The 14,508-nt window shown below is 71.7% G+C and carries 14 protein-coding genes; all 14 read right to left on the bottom strand.

The window, feature by feature from the left end; translation table 11 throughout:
• Positions 1–18: 18 nt before the first annotated feature.
• The gene (locus ACZ3TI_RS05630) at positions 19–216 is read right to left on the bottom strand and encodes an FxLD family lanthipeptide (protein ID WP_465723701.1); all 198 of its coding nucleotides are present in this window, start codon (positions 214–216) and stop codon (positions 19–21) included.
• 51 nt (positions 217–267) lie between these two features.
• Complete coding sequence (gene fxlM, locus ACZ3TI_RS05625) at positions 268–1,491, bottom strand: methyltransferase, FxLD system (protein ID WP_465723699.1); 1,224 nt, start codon at positions 1,489–1,491, stop codon at positions 268–270.
• A gap of 248 nt (positions 1,492–1,739) precedes the next feature.
• Positions 1,740–3,830, bottom strand: coding sequence for a tetratricopeptide repeat protein (locus ACZ3TI_RS05620; RefSeq protein WP_465723697.1), 2,091 nt, complete (start codon positions 3,828–3,830; stop codon positions 1,740–1,742).
• A gap of 14 nt (positions 3,831–3,844) precedes the next feature.
• The gene (locus ACZ3TI_RS05615) at positions 3,845–5,752 is read right to left on the bottom strand and encodes a glycoside hydrolase family 15 protein (RefSeq protein ID WP_465723695.1); all 1,908 of its coding nucleotides are present in this window, start codon (positions 5,750–5,752) and stop codon (positions 3,845–3,847) included.
• A 48-nt stretch (positions 5,753–5,800) separates the two neighbouring features.
• Complete coding sequence (locus tag ACZ3TI_RS05610) at positions 5,801–6,322, bottom strand: helix-turn-helix transcriptional regulator (protein WP_465723693.1); 522 nt, start codon at positions 6,320–6,322, stop codon at positions 5,801–5,803.
• A gap of 50 nt (positions 6,323–6,372) precedes the next feature.
• Complete coding sequence (locus ACZ3TI_RS05605; protein ID WP_465723691.1) at positions 6,373–7,740, bottom strand: Mur ligase domain-containing protein; 1,368 nt, start codon at positions 7,738–7,740, stop codon at positions 6,373–6,375.
• A 101-nt stretch (positions 7,741–7,841) separates the two neighbouring features.
• Positions 7,842–8,240, bottom strand: coding sequence for a hypothetical protein (locus ACZ3TI_RS05600; RefSeq protein WP_465723689.1), 399 nt, complete (start codon positions 8,238–8,240; stop codon positions 7,842–7,844).
• Between the two features lie 67 nt (positions 8,241–8,307).
• A complete protein-coding gene (locus ACZ3TI_RS05595; RefSeq protein WP_465723687.1) occupies positions 8,308–8,775 on the bottom strand; it encodes a hypothetical protein in 468 nt (155 codons plus the stop codon).
• 121 nt (positions 8,776–8,896) lie between these two features.
• On the bottom strand, positions 8,897–9,538 hold the full coding sequence (locus tag ACZ3TI_RS05590; RefSeq protein ID WP_465723685.1) for an HAD-IA family hydrolase: 642 nt from the start codon (positions 9,536–9,538) through the stop codon (positions 8,897–8,899).
• A 34-nt stretch (positions 9,539–9,572) separates the two neighbouring features.
• Positions 9,573–10,775, bottom strand: a complete 1,203-nt coding sequence (locus ACZ3TI_RS05585) for a helix-turn-helix transcriptional regulator (RefSeq protein WP_465723683.1) — start codon at positions 10,773–10,775, stop codon at positions 9,573–9,575.
• 292 nt (positions 10,776–11,067) lie between these two features.
• On the bottom strand, positions 11,068–12,378 hold the full coding sequence (locus ACZ3TI_RS05580; RefSeq protein ID WP_465723681.1) for a serine hydrolase domain-containing protein: 1,311 nt from the start codon (positions 12,376–12,378) through the stop codon (positions 11,068–11,070).
• Positions 12,375–13,277 (bottom strand): aKG-HExxH-type peptide beta-hydroxylase, encoded by a 903-nt coding sequence (locus ACZ3TI_RS05575; protein ID WP_465723679.1) that lies wholly within the window; start codon positions 13,275–13,277, stop codon positions 12,375–12,377. The genes ACZ3TI_RS05580 and ACZ3TI_RS05575 overlap by 4 nt, the downstream gene beginning before the upstream one ends.
• 111 nt (positions 13,278–13,388) lie before the next feature.
• Positions 13,389–13,517, bottom strand: a complete 129-nt coding sequence (locus ACZ3TI_RS05570) for a hypothetical protein (RefSeq protein ID WP_360012922.1) — start codon at positions 13,515–13,517, stop codon at positions 13,389–13,391.
• 118 nt (positions 13,518–13,635) lie between these two features.
• Positions 13,636–14,496, bottom strand: a complete 861-nt coding sequence (locus tag ACZ3TI_RS05565) for a protein kinase domain-containing protein (RefSeq protein ID WP_465723677.1) — start codon at positions 14,494–14,496, stop codon at positions 13,636–13,638.
• Positions 14,497–14,508 lie beyond the last annotated feature (12 nt).

Genomic DNA, 14,508 nt, shown 5'->3' with positions numbered 1-14,508 from the left:
GTTCAGCGGGTACTCAGATCAGGCGACGTTGCCGCCCCCGCTCGCGCACGCGGAGCCCGAGCAGGTGCTGCCGCAGTTGTCGTTCGTGTCGCGAAGCAGGTTCGCGAACACGTCGCCGCTCTCCACGATGGCCGGGTCGAGGTCGAAGTCCGAGCCGTCGAGGCTAACGACCGAGGCGTTCTCGGTCTGCGGCGCGATGAGCGTCTGAGGCGCCATGCTGATCCCCTCCTTGGGTAGTTGGATTCCTTCTCCTGCCTGGCCCGTTGATCAGGGCCAGGAGATCGTGATGCGGGTGTGCCGCTTGTCGATGACGCGGCCTTCACCCAGCAGGTCGTCCGGCGTCCCGGCCGGGTAGACCGTGAACTTCGGCGCCGGTCCGGAGCGGTGGCTGCGGTCCCAGACCCGGACCTGCTCGGCCAGCTCGGCGGCGAGCTTCGCCCCCTCGGGCCCGTGCCCGCGCGCGCCGAACTCGAACGTCTTCGGCTCGTCGCTGACCTTGCGCAGCGCCAGGTAGGCCAGGCTCGACCCGTCCGTGAACGCCGGGCAGGCCATGCGGTTCTGAGGCGCGACGAGCGTGGTCTCCGCAGTGGCGGACAGCATGCAGAAGCCGCTCAGCGCGCTGGCCAGCCACAGGTGCAGGGAGTCGAACGGCTCCGTCTGCCCAACCGTCACCGCGCTCCACTCCTCGGCGCGCTCGGTGTCCAGCGCACCGGTGAGCAGCTCCGCGCCGGTCGGCGGCTCCTCGTCGAACCGCAGCCCGACCTCCTCGCCGTCCAGGAGCAGCAACTGTTCCTCGTGCGCGCCCTCGCCCTGCATCCGCACGAAGCCGGCCATCTCGGCGGACACGCTCACCAGGCGGTCGCCCTCGCGGCGCAGGGTGATCGAGCGCGAGACACCGCGCATCCGCAGCGGGACCGTGATGGTGCCGTGCTCGGTGAGCTGGTCCACCCAGGCCGGCGGGATGTCCCAGGCCCCGACCGTGACGAGGATGCGGTCGAAGGGCGCGCGGGCGGCACAGCCGTGCTCGCCGTCGCCGAGGACGACGTGCACCCGGTCGTAGCCGGTGGCGGTCAGGCCCCTCGTGGCGCGGTCGGTAACGTCCTGGTCGATGTCCAGGGTGGTGACCTCGCCGTCCGGCCCGACGATTTCGGCGATCATCGCGGCGTTGGTGCCGCTGGAGCCGATCTCCAGGACGTGGTGGCCGGGCTGGAGGTCGGCCTGCTCCAGCATGAACGCTTGGATGCGGGGAGCGGAGACCGAGCTGATCGCGACGCCGTGCTCGTTCCGCTTGGTGATCACGACGTCGTCCACGTCGTACGCCTGCTTCGCGGGTGCCTCGGGGACGAAGAGTTCGCGGGGCACCGTGCGGAACGCGCGCTCGACGCCTTCGCTGGTGATCTTGCCTTCCGCGAGCAGCTTGTCCGTCATCGCCGAGCGCAGCTGCTCGGGAGTGTCGGTGCTGGTGACGTCGGTCTCCACCGTGTCGGGCATGGGGACTCTCTCTCGTGTGATGATCAGTCAACTGCGCATATCGAGATCGCAGTTCGAAGCTGACAGCGTACGGTTCGCCACTGTCGGTGGTGGCCGGTGGGCGGCGGCGTCGTTGGCGCCGCCCACCGGGTCACCGGTGGACATTCGGCCAGGTGAAGCGGGATGGGCCGGGGAGTCCGGGGGCCGGCTGCCCGGGGTATCACACCCTCAGTGGTTAGCCAGGGCAGTCGGGGTCATCGGGGTTGCGGTCACGGGCTGTTTGCCCGGGTGATCCGGGCGTCCAGGCGCTCCATGTCCCGGACGGAGGCCAGCGCGGCATACCGGTCGAGACTGGCGCTGTACCAGGCGAGCGCCGCCTCCTTCGACCCGGAACGCTCGGCGTCCTGGCCGAGGAACTCCGTGGCGTGGGCGGCCCAGTGGGCGTGGCCGATCGCCTCGAAGCCCTCCAGAGCCTGGGTGAGGGCGGTGACGGCGAGGTCGTGTCGTCCGGCCAGGGAGTGAGCCTCACCCAGGAAGGCCAGGGCCCGGCTGGCGTTCAGCGGGTCCGGCGGCTTGAGCAGGGCCAGACTCGCGTGGGCCTCCGAGAGCGGCGCCACTCCGTCATCGGGGAATCCTTGGCGGGCGGCGGCCGAGCCGAGCAGGATGTCCGCCAGCGCGGCGCCGCGGAGGTCTTCGAGGTCCTCGTAGATGCGGGCAGCCTCACTGAGGTGGGTCACCGCGTCGGCGTACTGCCCGCCGGTCCACAGGCACGCGCCGATGCCCATCGTGCACTGGGCGATCCCACCGAGGTCCTCGTCGGCACTCGCCAGGTCGAGGGCTTCCTGGTAGCGCTGGCCGGCCTCGGCGAGCCGACCGGTGCCTTTCAGCGCCAGGGCCAGGGTGGTGGTCATCTCGCGGATCGCCAGGCGGTCGCCCCAGATCAGGGCGGATCGCAGGCCCTGCTCGTGGACGGCAGCGCTCAGGTCGAGCCGCCGCAGGCGGTGGAAGAGCGGCCAGAGGTCGTAGATCAAGGTGACCAGCGCCTGGTGCTCGCCGAGGGCCCGCGCGGCGTCGAGGGCGGGCTGGACGGCGGGCGTGATGCTCTCCAGCCACGCCAGGGCGGTGTGATCCGAGTCGAAATGGACTGGCTCGCTGGGCAGGTGGCGGTACTCGCGGGGCAGCACGCGGTGGTGCGGGGTGAGCTGCTGGACGGTGGCGTGCGCCGTTGCGATCAGGACGTCCAGGTAGCGCTGGACGACCATGGTCCGGATCTCGTTCGGGTCCGTGCCGAGAGCGGCGGCGCAGAACTGATCGCGCAGGGCAGGCCGGAACCGGAACACCTCGCCGCGGCCGGCGAACCGGCCGGCGTGCTCCAACAGGTGCCGGGCGGTGAGGTCCTGGAGCAGTTGCACGGTTTGGACGACCGGGGTCGCGGTCGCCGCAGCGGCCGTGAGCACGTCGAAGTCGGGTGCGGGCAGCAGCGCCAGGAGCCGCAGCAGCCGGGCCTCCGGCTCGGGCAGCGACTCGTAAACGAGCGCGGTCGTCATCGTGACAGCCTCCGAAGTCGTGGGTGCGGCAAGCGCCGGGTGCTCACTGAGGGGCCGGGCCGGGTCGAGGACGGCCTCCCCTGCGGCCAAGCCGACCGCGAGCGGGATGCCGCCGCACGCCCGCGCCAGCGCGGCAGCGGCCTGCGGCTCGGCGTGCACCCGCTGTTGGCCGACGATCCGACCGAGCAGCAGCAGGGTGTGCTCGGGTGAGAGCGCCTCCAGCCGGTGGTGGTGTGCGCCGTGGGCGGCGAGGGCGGGCAGCGGCATCGTGCTGGTCACGACGACCGCGCACTGCGAACTGGCGGGCACCAGCGGCAGCACCTGTTCGGCCGCGTCGGTGTCCTCCAGCACCACCAGCAGCCGCCGGGTGGCGCTCACCGACCGCCACAGCGCCAGAAGCTCATCGGTATGCCACGGCAGTGCCTCGCCGTCGCCGAGGCCGAGTGCCCGCAGCAGGGCCCGGGTCACCTCGGCGACCGGAGCCGGGCGGCCGGCGGCGCGCAGCCGGGCGACCAGCTGGCCGTCCGGGAAACGGGCGGCGGCCCGGTGGCCCCAGCGGGCGGCGAGGGTGCGCTTGCCGACGCCGTCCGGGCCGCTGATCACCGCGACCGGTGCGGTGGTCGGGGGCGGGTCGGCCAGTGCAGAGTCGAGGAAGGCGAGCCCCTCCGTGCGGTCGGTGAACACCGCAGGCACGGCGGGGAGTTGCCGCGGGGTCGGCCAGGCCCGCCGCTCGGGGTGGAAATGGATGGTGTGGACGTCGCGCGCCTGGACGGCGTTACGGACCTGGGAGGAGCCGTCGATGCGGTTGCTCACCGAGCTGTGGGTCACTACGCCTCCACCCCCGTGAGGATGGGCAGCGCCGGGCCGGCACCGGTTCCGGCCTGCGCGGACCTGCGCTGGGCGGGCAGTGCGACAGCCTGGTGCTGCTGGGCGAGGCAGGAGTCGACCAAGGCGAGCATGGAGAACGCCTGCGGGAAGTTCCCCAACTGGCGCCCGGCCACCGGGTCGTACTCCTCTGCGAGCAACCCGAGGTCGTTGCGCAGCACCAGCAGACGGCCGAGCAGCTCAAACGCCGCCTCCTCGTCGCCGATGGCGTGGAGGGCGTCGGCGAGCCAGAACGCGCAGGGCAGGAAGGCGCCCTCGCGACCGGCCAGGCCGTCGACGTTCGCGCCCGAATCCTGAGTCGGGTAGCGGTGGACCAGACCGTCTGCGTTGGCGAGTTCGCGCTGCACCGCCTCCACAGTGGCGATCACCCGCTTGTCGTCGCCGGGCAGGAACCCGAGCGCGGGGATCAGCAGGAGAGCGGCGTCCAGGTCCTCGCCGCCGTAGTACTGCGTGAACACCCCACGCTGGTCCAGACCCCGCGCGCACACGTCGGCGTGGATCTCGTCGCGCACCGCGCGCAGGTGCTCCAGCCTCGCCGGGGCGGCCTGGGCCCGGCGCTCCAGCAGCGTGACGAGCCGGTCGAAGAACACCCAGGCGAGGATCTTGGAGTGGGTGAAGTGCCGGCGCGGCCCGCGCACCTCCCAGATACCCTCGTCCGGCTCGCGCCACCGCTGCTCCAGTACGTCGGCCTGGAGGAGCAGCCACCGGTCGGCGTCCGGGTCCGGGTCGAGCCCGGCGTCCTCGGCAGCCAGCAGGGCGTCGACAACCTCGCCCGCGACGTCGAGCTGGAGCTGGCCGGCGGCGCCGTTGCCCACCCGGACCGGACGGGAGCCCTCGTAGCCGGGCAGGTGCTCCAGGACGTACTCCTCCATGCCCATCTCGCCGCCGATGCCGTAGAGCACACCCGGGTCGGTGGGGTCGACGAAGGCCAGCAGCCAACCGCGGAACACCCTGGCCTCGTCCAGGAATCCGCACCGGCTCAGGGGCTTGATCGCCAGCGACCAGTCGCGCAGCCACGCGAAGCGGTAGTCCCAGTTGCGCTCACCGCCCAGGGCCTCGGGCAGCGACGTCGTGGGAGCGGCGACCATCCCGCCGAACATCGAGCACATGGTCTTGAGGGTCACGACGGACCGCAGGACCACCGACCGCAGCGGGCCGCCGTACGTGCACGCGGACGCCCAGGACTCCCAGAAGCGCAGGGTGTCCGCCAGCTCGGTCAGGCCATCGTCGGGCGCGGGCAGCGGCAGTCCGGCGAGCTGCCAGGACAGGGAGAGCACCACCTTCTGGCCGGCCGTCACCGTGAAGTCCGCCTGCGCCGGGCCCTGCTGGCCTACGGAGTGCAGCGGGCCGTCGAGCCAGTAGACGTCGTGTCCGCTGGTGGCCACGAGCCGGGTCTGACCGGTGCACTCGACGCGGTGGAAGACCGGGCTGAGGCTCCCGTAGCCGGGGCGCGGATGGAACTCGGAAGCGAACGCGGTCTGGCCGGTGAGCCCTTCGACGATCCACACGAGCCGGGCCGGGGCGAACCCGGTCGCATCGGGCGCCGGCATGAACACCGTGACGCGGGCCGAGCCCAAGGGGGTGCTCCACTCCTGTTCGAGCACCGAGGAGGCCCCCACGTAGCGGCGCCGAGTGCCGGGCGTCGGCGCACCGTCGCCGTCACGCGCGGGGGCGACGCGCCAGAACCCGTGCTGGTCGCTGCCGAGCAACGCGCTGAACACGGCGTCGGAATCGAAACGGGGCCAGCACATCCAGTTGATCGTCCCGTCGCGGGTGACGAGAGCAGCGGAGCGGGTGTTGCCGATCAGGGCGTGGTCCTCGATCGGCGGGGCGGACAGGGTGCGGGGCATGGTGGGTGGTCCTGACGGTGGGTGGAAGGGAGGCGGGGCAGCGCCGGGTCAGCTCTCGCTCGGCGGGGGCGACTGCTCGCCGCCCCCGCTGAGCGGGACGTCCGGCCAGCCCTCTCCAAGGACCCGTTGCGTCACGACGCCGGACAGCAGTGCGACGGCCGCCGCCTCCTCGCGGGAACGGACGCGGAGTGCGACGAGGATCTGGTGGATGTAGGTCCTGACCGTCGCCTCGCTCAGGCCCAGCCGCGCGGCGGTCGCCGGCATGGCCTCTCCCGCGACGAGGGCGGTGAGGATCTCGTGGTGACGGCGAGGGAGCCGGAGGTCGGTGAGGTCGCGTGCGGGCACGTCCTCGGCTCGAACGAACCCCCAGCCCACTCCGAGGGCGGCGGCACGGTAGCGGTGCGGCGTACCGAGTTTGGCCGTCAACGCGGCGATGGCGGCGCCGACAGCCGACTTCTCGATACCGGTGGCGCGGCTGACCGCAGCGTTCAGAGATCCGCGAGCCACCTCACGGAGCAGCAGGACATCGGCCTCGGACAAGTCGGGCCTGGCCATCATGAGAGGGGGCATGACAACACTCCTCGTAAAGGGATGAGGTGCGGGGGCAGGGGGCCGAGCGGCTACTGGGTGGACTGGGGCCGGTCGAGCGCGGCCAGCAGGTGGGGGCCGATCCGGCGGGCGCAGTCGCGGCCGATGGTGACGATCAGGTCGCCGCGGTGGACGAGGGCGGCGGCCAGGGCCTCGGGGGCCGGCTGGTCGGGTCCGGGCTCGGGCGCCACGAACGTGCTCTCCGAGCTGGTGCGGAGGAGCGCCTCGGTGCCGTCGTCGTAGTGTCGCTGGGATCGGGAAGGGGTCGAGCAGACGGGCAGGAGCACGGTGTGGTCGGCGGCGGTGAGGGCTTCGGCGATCCGCCTGGCGAGCGCAGCGGTGCGCAGGTGGCCGACAGGCTCGTAGAGCGCGACCACCGCGCCCTCGGTGAGCATCCGGGCACCCTGGAGGTCGGCCGCGATCTCGTCCGGGTGCTGGGCACGGGACTCGACGACGGTGACGCCGCCTGCTGAGCCCAGCCGGGTGAGCGAGCCCTGGACGCCCGGGAACGCTCCGAGTCCGTCCGCGACGTCGGCGAGGGGCAGGCCGAGCGTCCAGCCGGTCGCGCAGGCCGCCGCGACGCCGAGAGCGGCCGTTTTGCCGGTGACGGGCACGGTGAGAGTGGCCCGGTCGCCTCCGGCCTGGATGGTGAGGTGGTGGTCCTCCCCGCTCCACAGCTGCTGGAGGACCTGCACGTCCATGCCCTGGCCCCGGCCCACTGTCACCACCCTGGGGCCGGGAGTCAGGCGCAGGCGCTCCAGCAGCTCGTCGCAGCCCGGCTGGCCGGCCCACACCACCACGCTCTCGCTGCGGCGGGCCAGGGCCTCGATCTCGTCCAACGCCTCCTCGTGGGTCCTGAAGGCCGGCGGCGCCGCATCCACTGCGGTGACCAGGGTGACCGCCGGGCGCAGCCCGGCTCCCAGGGCGCGGTGAGTCCAGCCGGGTAGCGGTGCCTCGTGCAGAGCGGAGTCGGGGACCAGGTCCACCACCAGGACGTCGCCGCTGCCGTCGTAGCCGGCCGCGTCGCCGATCGGGGCAGCGTCGAGAATCCAGCCCGGGTCGCGAGCAGTGAGGGCACAGGTCAGCGCGGCGGCGGCGGTCGCGACGGTGTGGCTGCCCACCACGGCCACGGTCGTGGGCACCGTCTTGGCCAGCAGCTCCACCGCGCGGGAGTAGCCCAGCGACGGCAGACCCCGGCCCGTCGCCAGGTTCAGGATCTCCGGCACCGCCGCGTCGTGCCCGCCCCAGATCAGCGAGGTCGTCGTGCCCGGCACCACCGGGTGCAGCATGACGCCGGTGCGGCCGAGCCGCCGAAGCAGTTCGCCCCCAGGGCCCTCCTGCTCCGGCGCGACCGTCACCCGAGCGCCGCGCCGGACGAGGTACGACGCGAGCCCGGTCATCCCCGGGCTCTGCGGGTCGACAAAGTGAGGGGCGCCCAGAACATCCGGCAGGGGAGCCGGCCGCGGGCAACCCCGGCCGGCACGCCCGACCGGTGCCGCCTTCACGCCGCCACCAGCGCGAGGACGCCCTGCTCCGCAAGGCCGATCATCCGCTCCAGCAGCTCGCCCAGATCCGTGTCCTTGGTGCAGACCACGGCGAGCATCGACTTGTCCGGCGCGCCCACCAGCGTGAGGTTCTGGCCGTACCGGTCCTCGATGATGCTGTGCCCCCACCCGCCGCCGCCACCGGAGGCGACGCGCCCCACGATGTCGACGCCGGTGGTGCTCACGGCACTCAGCGCTGCCATCGCGGCAGCCCACTTGTCCGCCTCGTCGCGGTCGACTCCGGGCGAGGTGCCCGCAACGAGCCCCTCGGGGCTCACGTGGACGGCGGCCACGGCGCCAGCGGTGCCAGCTACCAAGTCGCCCAGGAAGGGCGGCTGCGGGTGTGATGGCTGCACGATTGCTCCTTGGACAGACGGTGTGCGGGGGTGGTGGAAGGAACGGCTGAACGTAGAGGGCCACCCGTCACGGGCTGCCCGGTTCGCGTGCGGGCGCCGACCGTGGGGTGCCGGCGCGTGTGGCGCGATGCGCATCCGGGCGACGGCTGACGGGTACCTGCTCCGAGCGGCGGCCGTACAGGGCCTGGCCAGGGGTGTCGAGCGCTCCGGCCGCCAGAAACGAGCCCAGCTCACCGACGACCACCGCCAAGCACTCCCAAGCCTCGGCGGTATCAACCAGCATCGAACGGGTCCACGTCACCACGCCCTGCGCGGTGCCGGCCTCCAGCGTGTCCTGCACGCCACGCCAGCCCACTCGTTCCTCCACCGGGGGCAGTAGCCCCGCGTCGATGAACACGGCAGCAACCACCCACTCGCGGGTCTCCGCGTACTGGCGGCAGTGGGTCTCCAACACGCCGCCCGGGTCTCCACCCGGCGAGGCGATGTAGATCGCTACGGGCACCCGGCCCGGCGATCGCGGCACGTCCGAAGGCATGCCACTACTGTCACGGCTACGTCGCTCTAAGCGAACCCGCGAGCCGTACGACTTCCGAAGATCGCGGAAGGGTGAAGTCGTACGGGGCATACGACTTCCGCTGCAGCACCATGACGCAGCGTCAGATGCAGGCCGCTGGGCTCGGTTCGACCGGGTCCACGTCCAGCAGCTGGGCCACCTTGGTGGCGGTGCCGGGGCCGTCCGCGAGAACGGTCGTGATCCCCAGGGCTTCGGCGGGCACCAGGTTCGGTCGGTGGTCGTCCACAAAGACGCACTCGGGGCCGACCAATCCCATGCGCTCCAGCGTGCGCTGGTAGATCACTGGGTCCGGCTTCGCGACTCCCTCAAGTCCGCTGATGACTCGCACATCGAAAAGGTCCCAAATCCCCGTCTCCAAATACGGGTTGTAAGGGTCGAAGCCGTAGCTGTTCGACAGCAGGGCCACGACGATGCCGGCGGATCGGGCGCGCTCCGCCAGCTCCACCATCTCCGGCACTGCCCTCACCCTGCCGTGGGCGCGCCCCATCAGGTTCTCCCCGGAGACGCCCATGAGCGCCGCTGTCTGCCGGTTCCATTCGACCTGCGGCATCCGGCCGAGCTCCAGCTCCACGTACAGTGCCCGCCCTGCGGGATCGTCTTCCAGCGTCCGCCGCCAGGCATCGGCCGGCAGCCCCTCGCTGGTGCACCACACCCGCGAGGACTGGCCGATCGGAGTGGTCATCACTCCCGCGAAGTCGAGTATCAGGCCGCGGTAGGACGACAACGGGCACTCCCAGGCTGAGGGGTCGGAGCAGTGCTCACCGGACGACCGGCGAGGTCCCCAGGATCTCAGACAATTTGCGGATTCGGCTGTTCCCAGCGCGACCTGCCCGTTGGATGATCACCCCGGGGATGGCCTGGTGCTTGGCCCACTCCGGATGCGCCGAGCAGACCTCAAGCAGGGTGTCGAGGGAGGATTCCCACTGTCGCGAGTCGCACTGGGCGAGCGCGATGTCCAGCTGCATCCGGTTGTGCGCCGCCTGCGTAAGGCCGGACGGATCGAACCGCCGGGAGAGGTCCAGTGCCTTGGCCGCGTTCCCGAGGGTCACATTGATCCCCACGGCCTGCGCACCCGCATAGCTCGGACCGTACTGCATACCGTTTCCGAAGACGTCGCGCCCCAACCGCGCCGCCACCGCATGCGCCTGGGAGAGCAGATCAGCAGCCCGGTCGGAGTCCCCGAGCCGGCTCGCCGCGACGGCGGCGAAGGTGATGTTCTTTCCGTACGCGGCCAGCAACCCTGTTCCGGCCTCGGAGAACCTCGGCTCGGCACGGGTCGCGGCGGCTTCGGCCTCCCGCAGCGCCTGTTCCACCCGAGCGTCCCGCAGCAGCACCCGCGCCCGCGCGGAGCCCAGCATCGACACTCGCACCGGATCGGCTGCCAGCTTCGCGTGCTGGAGGGCGTGGCCGACCGACGAGTAAGCCAAATCCCTCGCACCAAGGAAGTTGGCGATCAACCCGGCTGCACGATAGGCATCTGACATCAGGCCGGCCGCAGCTGCTTCCTGGTCGACCGACGCCGCTTGGGCGAACAGCGCCACCGACCGCAGGAAGGGCGCTACCAACGAACCGGCCTCGGCGTACGCCCCGCGCCAGTAGACCCGCCACATCCGTTCGGCGGCCTCGGCGAGGTCGGCCTGGCCCGGAGCCGCGCTTTCGGCCGGGTCGGCGAGGACACCAGCAGCGGTGTCGTGAACCGTCCGGGACAGCTCGCGCAGCATCGAGCGCTCGTCCCGTCCCATCCCGCGCCGCGGGGCCTGCTGGCCGAGAATCACCGAGACGTCGGAGTGCAACGCCTCCGCCAGTAGCAGCAGCGTCGGCAATGACACCGTCTTGTCCTGCTCGGCTTTCTGGATCGTGTGCTTCGACAGCCCGCTACGTTCCGCCAGTTCGGCCTGCGTCTCCTTCCCTCGGAGCATCTTGATCCGCTCGCCCGTGGTGAAGTCCTGCCACTGACTCACTGGTTTCCCCTCCACTGCTTCTGCTCTTGGACCGTAGCCGCCTTAGTGCGCCGGCGGAGGGCGCTTACCTAGGAACGGGGTTCCTGTGCGGTGAAAAATAGAAGGATCAAGCTATGCGCGCTGGAACTTCCCGTTCCTGATCCTGTGGAAGAAGTCTTCGGTTCCGACTCGGCGAACATCAGGGGTTGCTGTTCCGGGTTCTGCGGGGACCGCGGTGATGGCTCGCGGCAGAAACGTGACCCTGACTCCCCCGGCTGCGACATCCGGCGCGATCGGCTGCGCGGCCTCGCCCTCAGGATGGGCGTAGTCGGACGTAGGCCAGGCCGGGCGCACGGTCGAGGTCGAGGGTGAAGCCTTCGATGTCGTCCTGGTCGCTGGGCAGGGTGAGGGTGTAGCCGGTTCCTGCCCAGGTGGCAGGCCCGGAGGAAATGAGCCGGTCGGGGGTGCCGCGGCGCCACAGGTGGAGGGTGTCGCCGGTGCGGGTGAGCCGGAGGGTGCCCGGGACCTGGTCGCAGGCGAAGCGGCCGAGTTCGCGGCGGGGCTGGTTGCCGTCGTCCTCGCGGTGGTCGGCGGCGGCCGTCGTGACCGGGTGCCGCGCGCGCCCGGCCGCCAGCGGCAGCAACTGGTCCAGATCCTGGCCGGAGTGCTGTTCCAGCGAGCGGAGCACGGCGGCTCCGGCGTGGCCGGCGGCCAGGTCGGTGGTATTGGCCAGGCAGATGATCCGCAGTCCGTCGCGGGTGAGGTGGGTGGCGGCGGAGAAGCCGTGTTCGTGGCCATAGTGGAAGACGGCGGTGTGTCCGGGGCGGGGGTCGGCGTACAGGCCGGGCCCGTACAGGTAGGGCTGGTGGTCGGCCGTCCGGTAGCCGAGGGCCTCCTGCCAGGGCAGCGGGTTGGTGTCGTGCTGCCACAGCTGGTGGAGGTGGCCGAGCCAGCGGTCGAGGTCGCCGGTGGTGGTGAACAGGGTGCCGGGGCCGGGCAGGGCGACGGGGGTCTGGGTGTGCTGCCAGCCGTCCCGGGTGGGCCGGTAGGCGGCTGCGGCGCCGGGGATGACCTGGCGGGGGTCAGTCTGGAACCAGGTGGCGTGCATGCCGAGCGGGTCGAAGATCCGGCGGCGGGCGAGGTTGGGCAGATCGGTGCGGTGGACGGTTTCGAGGAGTTCGGCGAGCAGGAGGTAGTTGGTGTTGCTGTAGAGGAACTGCCCCTCGGCCGTGGCGCGTTCGCGCTGCCGGTAGGCGAGGGTCCGTAGGTCGGCGGTGGTGTAGTGGTCGAGGTCACGCATCCCGGCGAGGGAGAGCAGGGATTCGGCGTCGCGCAGGCCGGAGGTGTGGGTGATCAGGTCGGCGATCGTCACGTCGGCGAGCTTGAGCTTCGGCAGCAGGTCGGCGGCCGGCTGGTGGAGGTGGATCAGGCTGTCGCGGGCCGCCAGCAGGACCAGGTGGGCGGTGATCTGCTTGGCGACGGAGCCGGTGTTGACGACGGTGGCGGGCCCGATCGGGACCTGGTGCTCGATGCTGGCCAGCCCGGTATGCCAGCAGGCCGGCTCCTGACCCGGGCGCCGGACGAGCAGGGTGAGGCCGGGGGCACCTTGGCGGTCGGCGGTCACAGGGTGAGCGCCTGGCGGTGGACGGCGGCCAGCCGCTCGCGCAGGCCGTCATCGCGGACGAGTTCGAGGGCATGCGGGTGGTCGGCGGCGGTGGCGGCGAGGTGGCCGCGCTGCTGGTCGAGGTAGGCGACCAGGAAGCTCCGCACATTGCCTTCGGCGTGCTCCAGCACCTTGGCGGTGTAGAGCATGGTGAGGGGAAAGGCCCAGCAGGCGTGGAGGAATCCGAAGGCGGGCCTCATGCTCTGCTTCCACGGGGAGTAGAACTCGGCCTGGTCGTCAATCTTGGTACCGGTGGCGGCGAGGGCGTCGTTCAGCCAGTTGTGACCGGCCTCGTGGATGAGGTCGCGGGCCAGGACGACCGGTTCGCCGACGTGGTCGGTGAAGACGGTGCCAGGCAAGCGGGTGATGGTCCAGCTGTCGAGGGTCTGGCCGAGCTGCCTTGTCCGCAGCAGGACCACCACCACGGCGTGGGCGGCCAGCAGCGTGCCGAAGCCGGTCAGCTCCGCCATGGCGAACGCGCCGACCGCCAGGGTCCGCAGGGGGATCGGCGCCTGTTCGGTGTCGGGGCCGAGCACGTAGTACGGGGTCTCCGAGATCGGGGAGCGGGGCAGGTCGGTGAGGTCGGGGGCGATGACGATGCGCGGGCCGACCGAGGCGGAGATGAACGGGGCGTCGACGTGCGGGTTGGCGGTGTACCAGTCGAAGGTGGCCCGCTCACCGGAGCGGGCGGCCCTCTCGGCTCCTTCGAGGACGTGGTGGGCCAGGCAGTAGTCGGCGGCCTGCCCGAGGCCCGAGGGCGCCGGTTCGGTGCCGGGGCGAAGGACCGTGTGGATCTTGCGGGTGCGGTCGTGGTGGAGGCGGGTGATCGGCGGGAAGTCGAAGACGCCGGGGTTGTCCACGCGAGGGCTCCTGTCTGGGAAGGGGGTGGCCCGGGGCCGGGCCCGCCGCGGTCGGGTCCGGCCCCGGGTTGGTCACCGCCGGCGTTCAGCGCGCCGGACGGCTACGGATGTTCAGGAGGCGTCGGTCGGCCAGCCCTCGGCGGAGACGCTGGAGGTGTGGGCGGTGGTGCGGACGGTCTCGTCCTCGCCGCGCAGGTCCTCGACGGCGTCGAGGAACTCGGAGATGCGGTCGTTGTCCATGTGGGGTCCTTCTCCTTCTGAGCGATTCGGATGGTGCTGTTGCGTGCCCGTGCGGTGGTGCGTGCTCGGGCAGCGGGCGGTGATCGCGCCCGGGTCACGTGGGCCTCCCCGGTCAGTGCTAGGCGGTGCGAGCGGCGGTGCGGAGTGCGTCGGCCAGGTCGGCCATGGCGGGGCGATCGCCGGGCTGGTCGGCGAGCGCGGCGACGACCAGGGTCCGCAGCACTGCGGGGATGAGGGCGAGGTTGGCGTGGCCGCCGAGGCGGGGGATGTCCGCGCTCAGGTAGCGGTAGACGAGGACGGCGAGGCTGAACACGTCGGCGGCGGCGGTGGCCTGCTGGTAGCCGGTGATGTACTCGGGCGGCCAGTGGACCTCGGGGGCGCGGTGGTTGGGGCCGCGCGGGATGCTGAGGCGGCGGGCGGCGCCGAGGTCGGTGATCAGCCCTCGGCCCTGGTGGATGAGGATGTTCTCCTGGTAGACGTCCCGGTGGACGATGCCGCGCTGGTGCAGCGCGTCCAGGCCCTCGGCGACGTCGGCGAGGATGTTCAGGCCCTCGTCGGTGTCCTTGTAGGAGGCCATGAAGGTGCGGAAGTTCCCTCCGTCGCACAGCGGCATGGTGTACCAGTCGAACCGCTCGCCGGTGCCGTGTTCGATCAGGGGGACGACGTGGTCGGTGCCGGAGGCGGCCTGGGTGAGGTCGCTCTCGTGGCGGAAGTCCTCGCGGGCCAGGGCCCGTTCGGCCTCGCTCATCTGCGCGTACCAGTAGAAGCCGTAGGCGGCGGGCCGCTGGTCGGCGGGCAGTTCGGCCAGGACGTGGTTGCTGCCGAAGCCGGCCTTCAACACGACGGGCTGGCCTCCGGTGCGGTGGGCGGCGACCAGGGTGCTGGCGCGGGTGAACGCGAGGAGGTCGCTCACGTGCCAGCCGTCCGCGCGGAGCTGGTCGAGGACCCAGGCGGCGGGGTGGAGGGGGTGGAGGTTCATCAGCTCGCTTCC

The organism is Kitasatospora sp. NPDC023120 (genome assembly GCF_055560835.1).
Note: the sequence above shows the minus strand (reverse complement) of the source record. Positions and strands in the feature narration are given on the sequence as shown.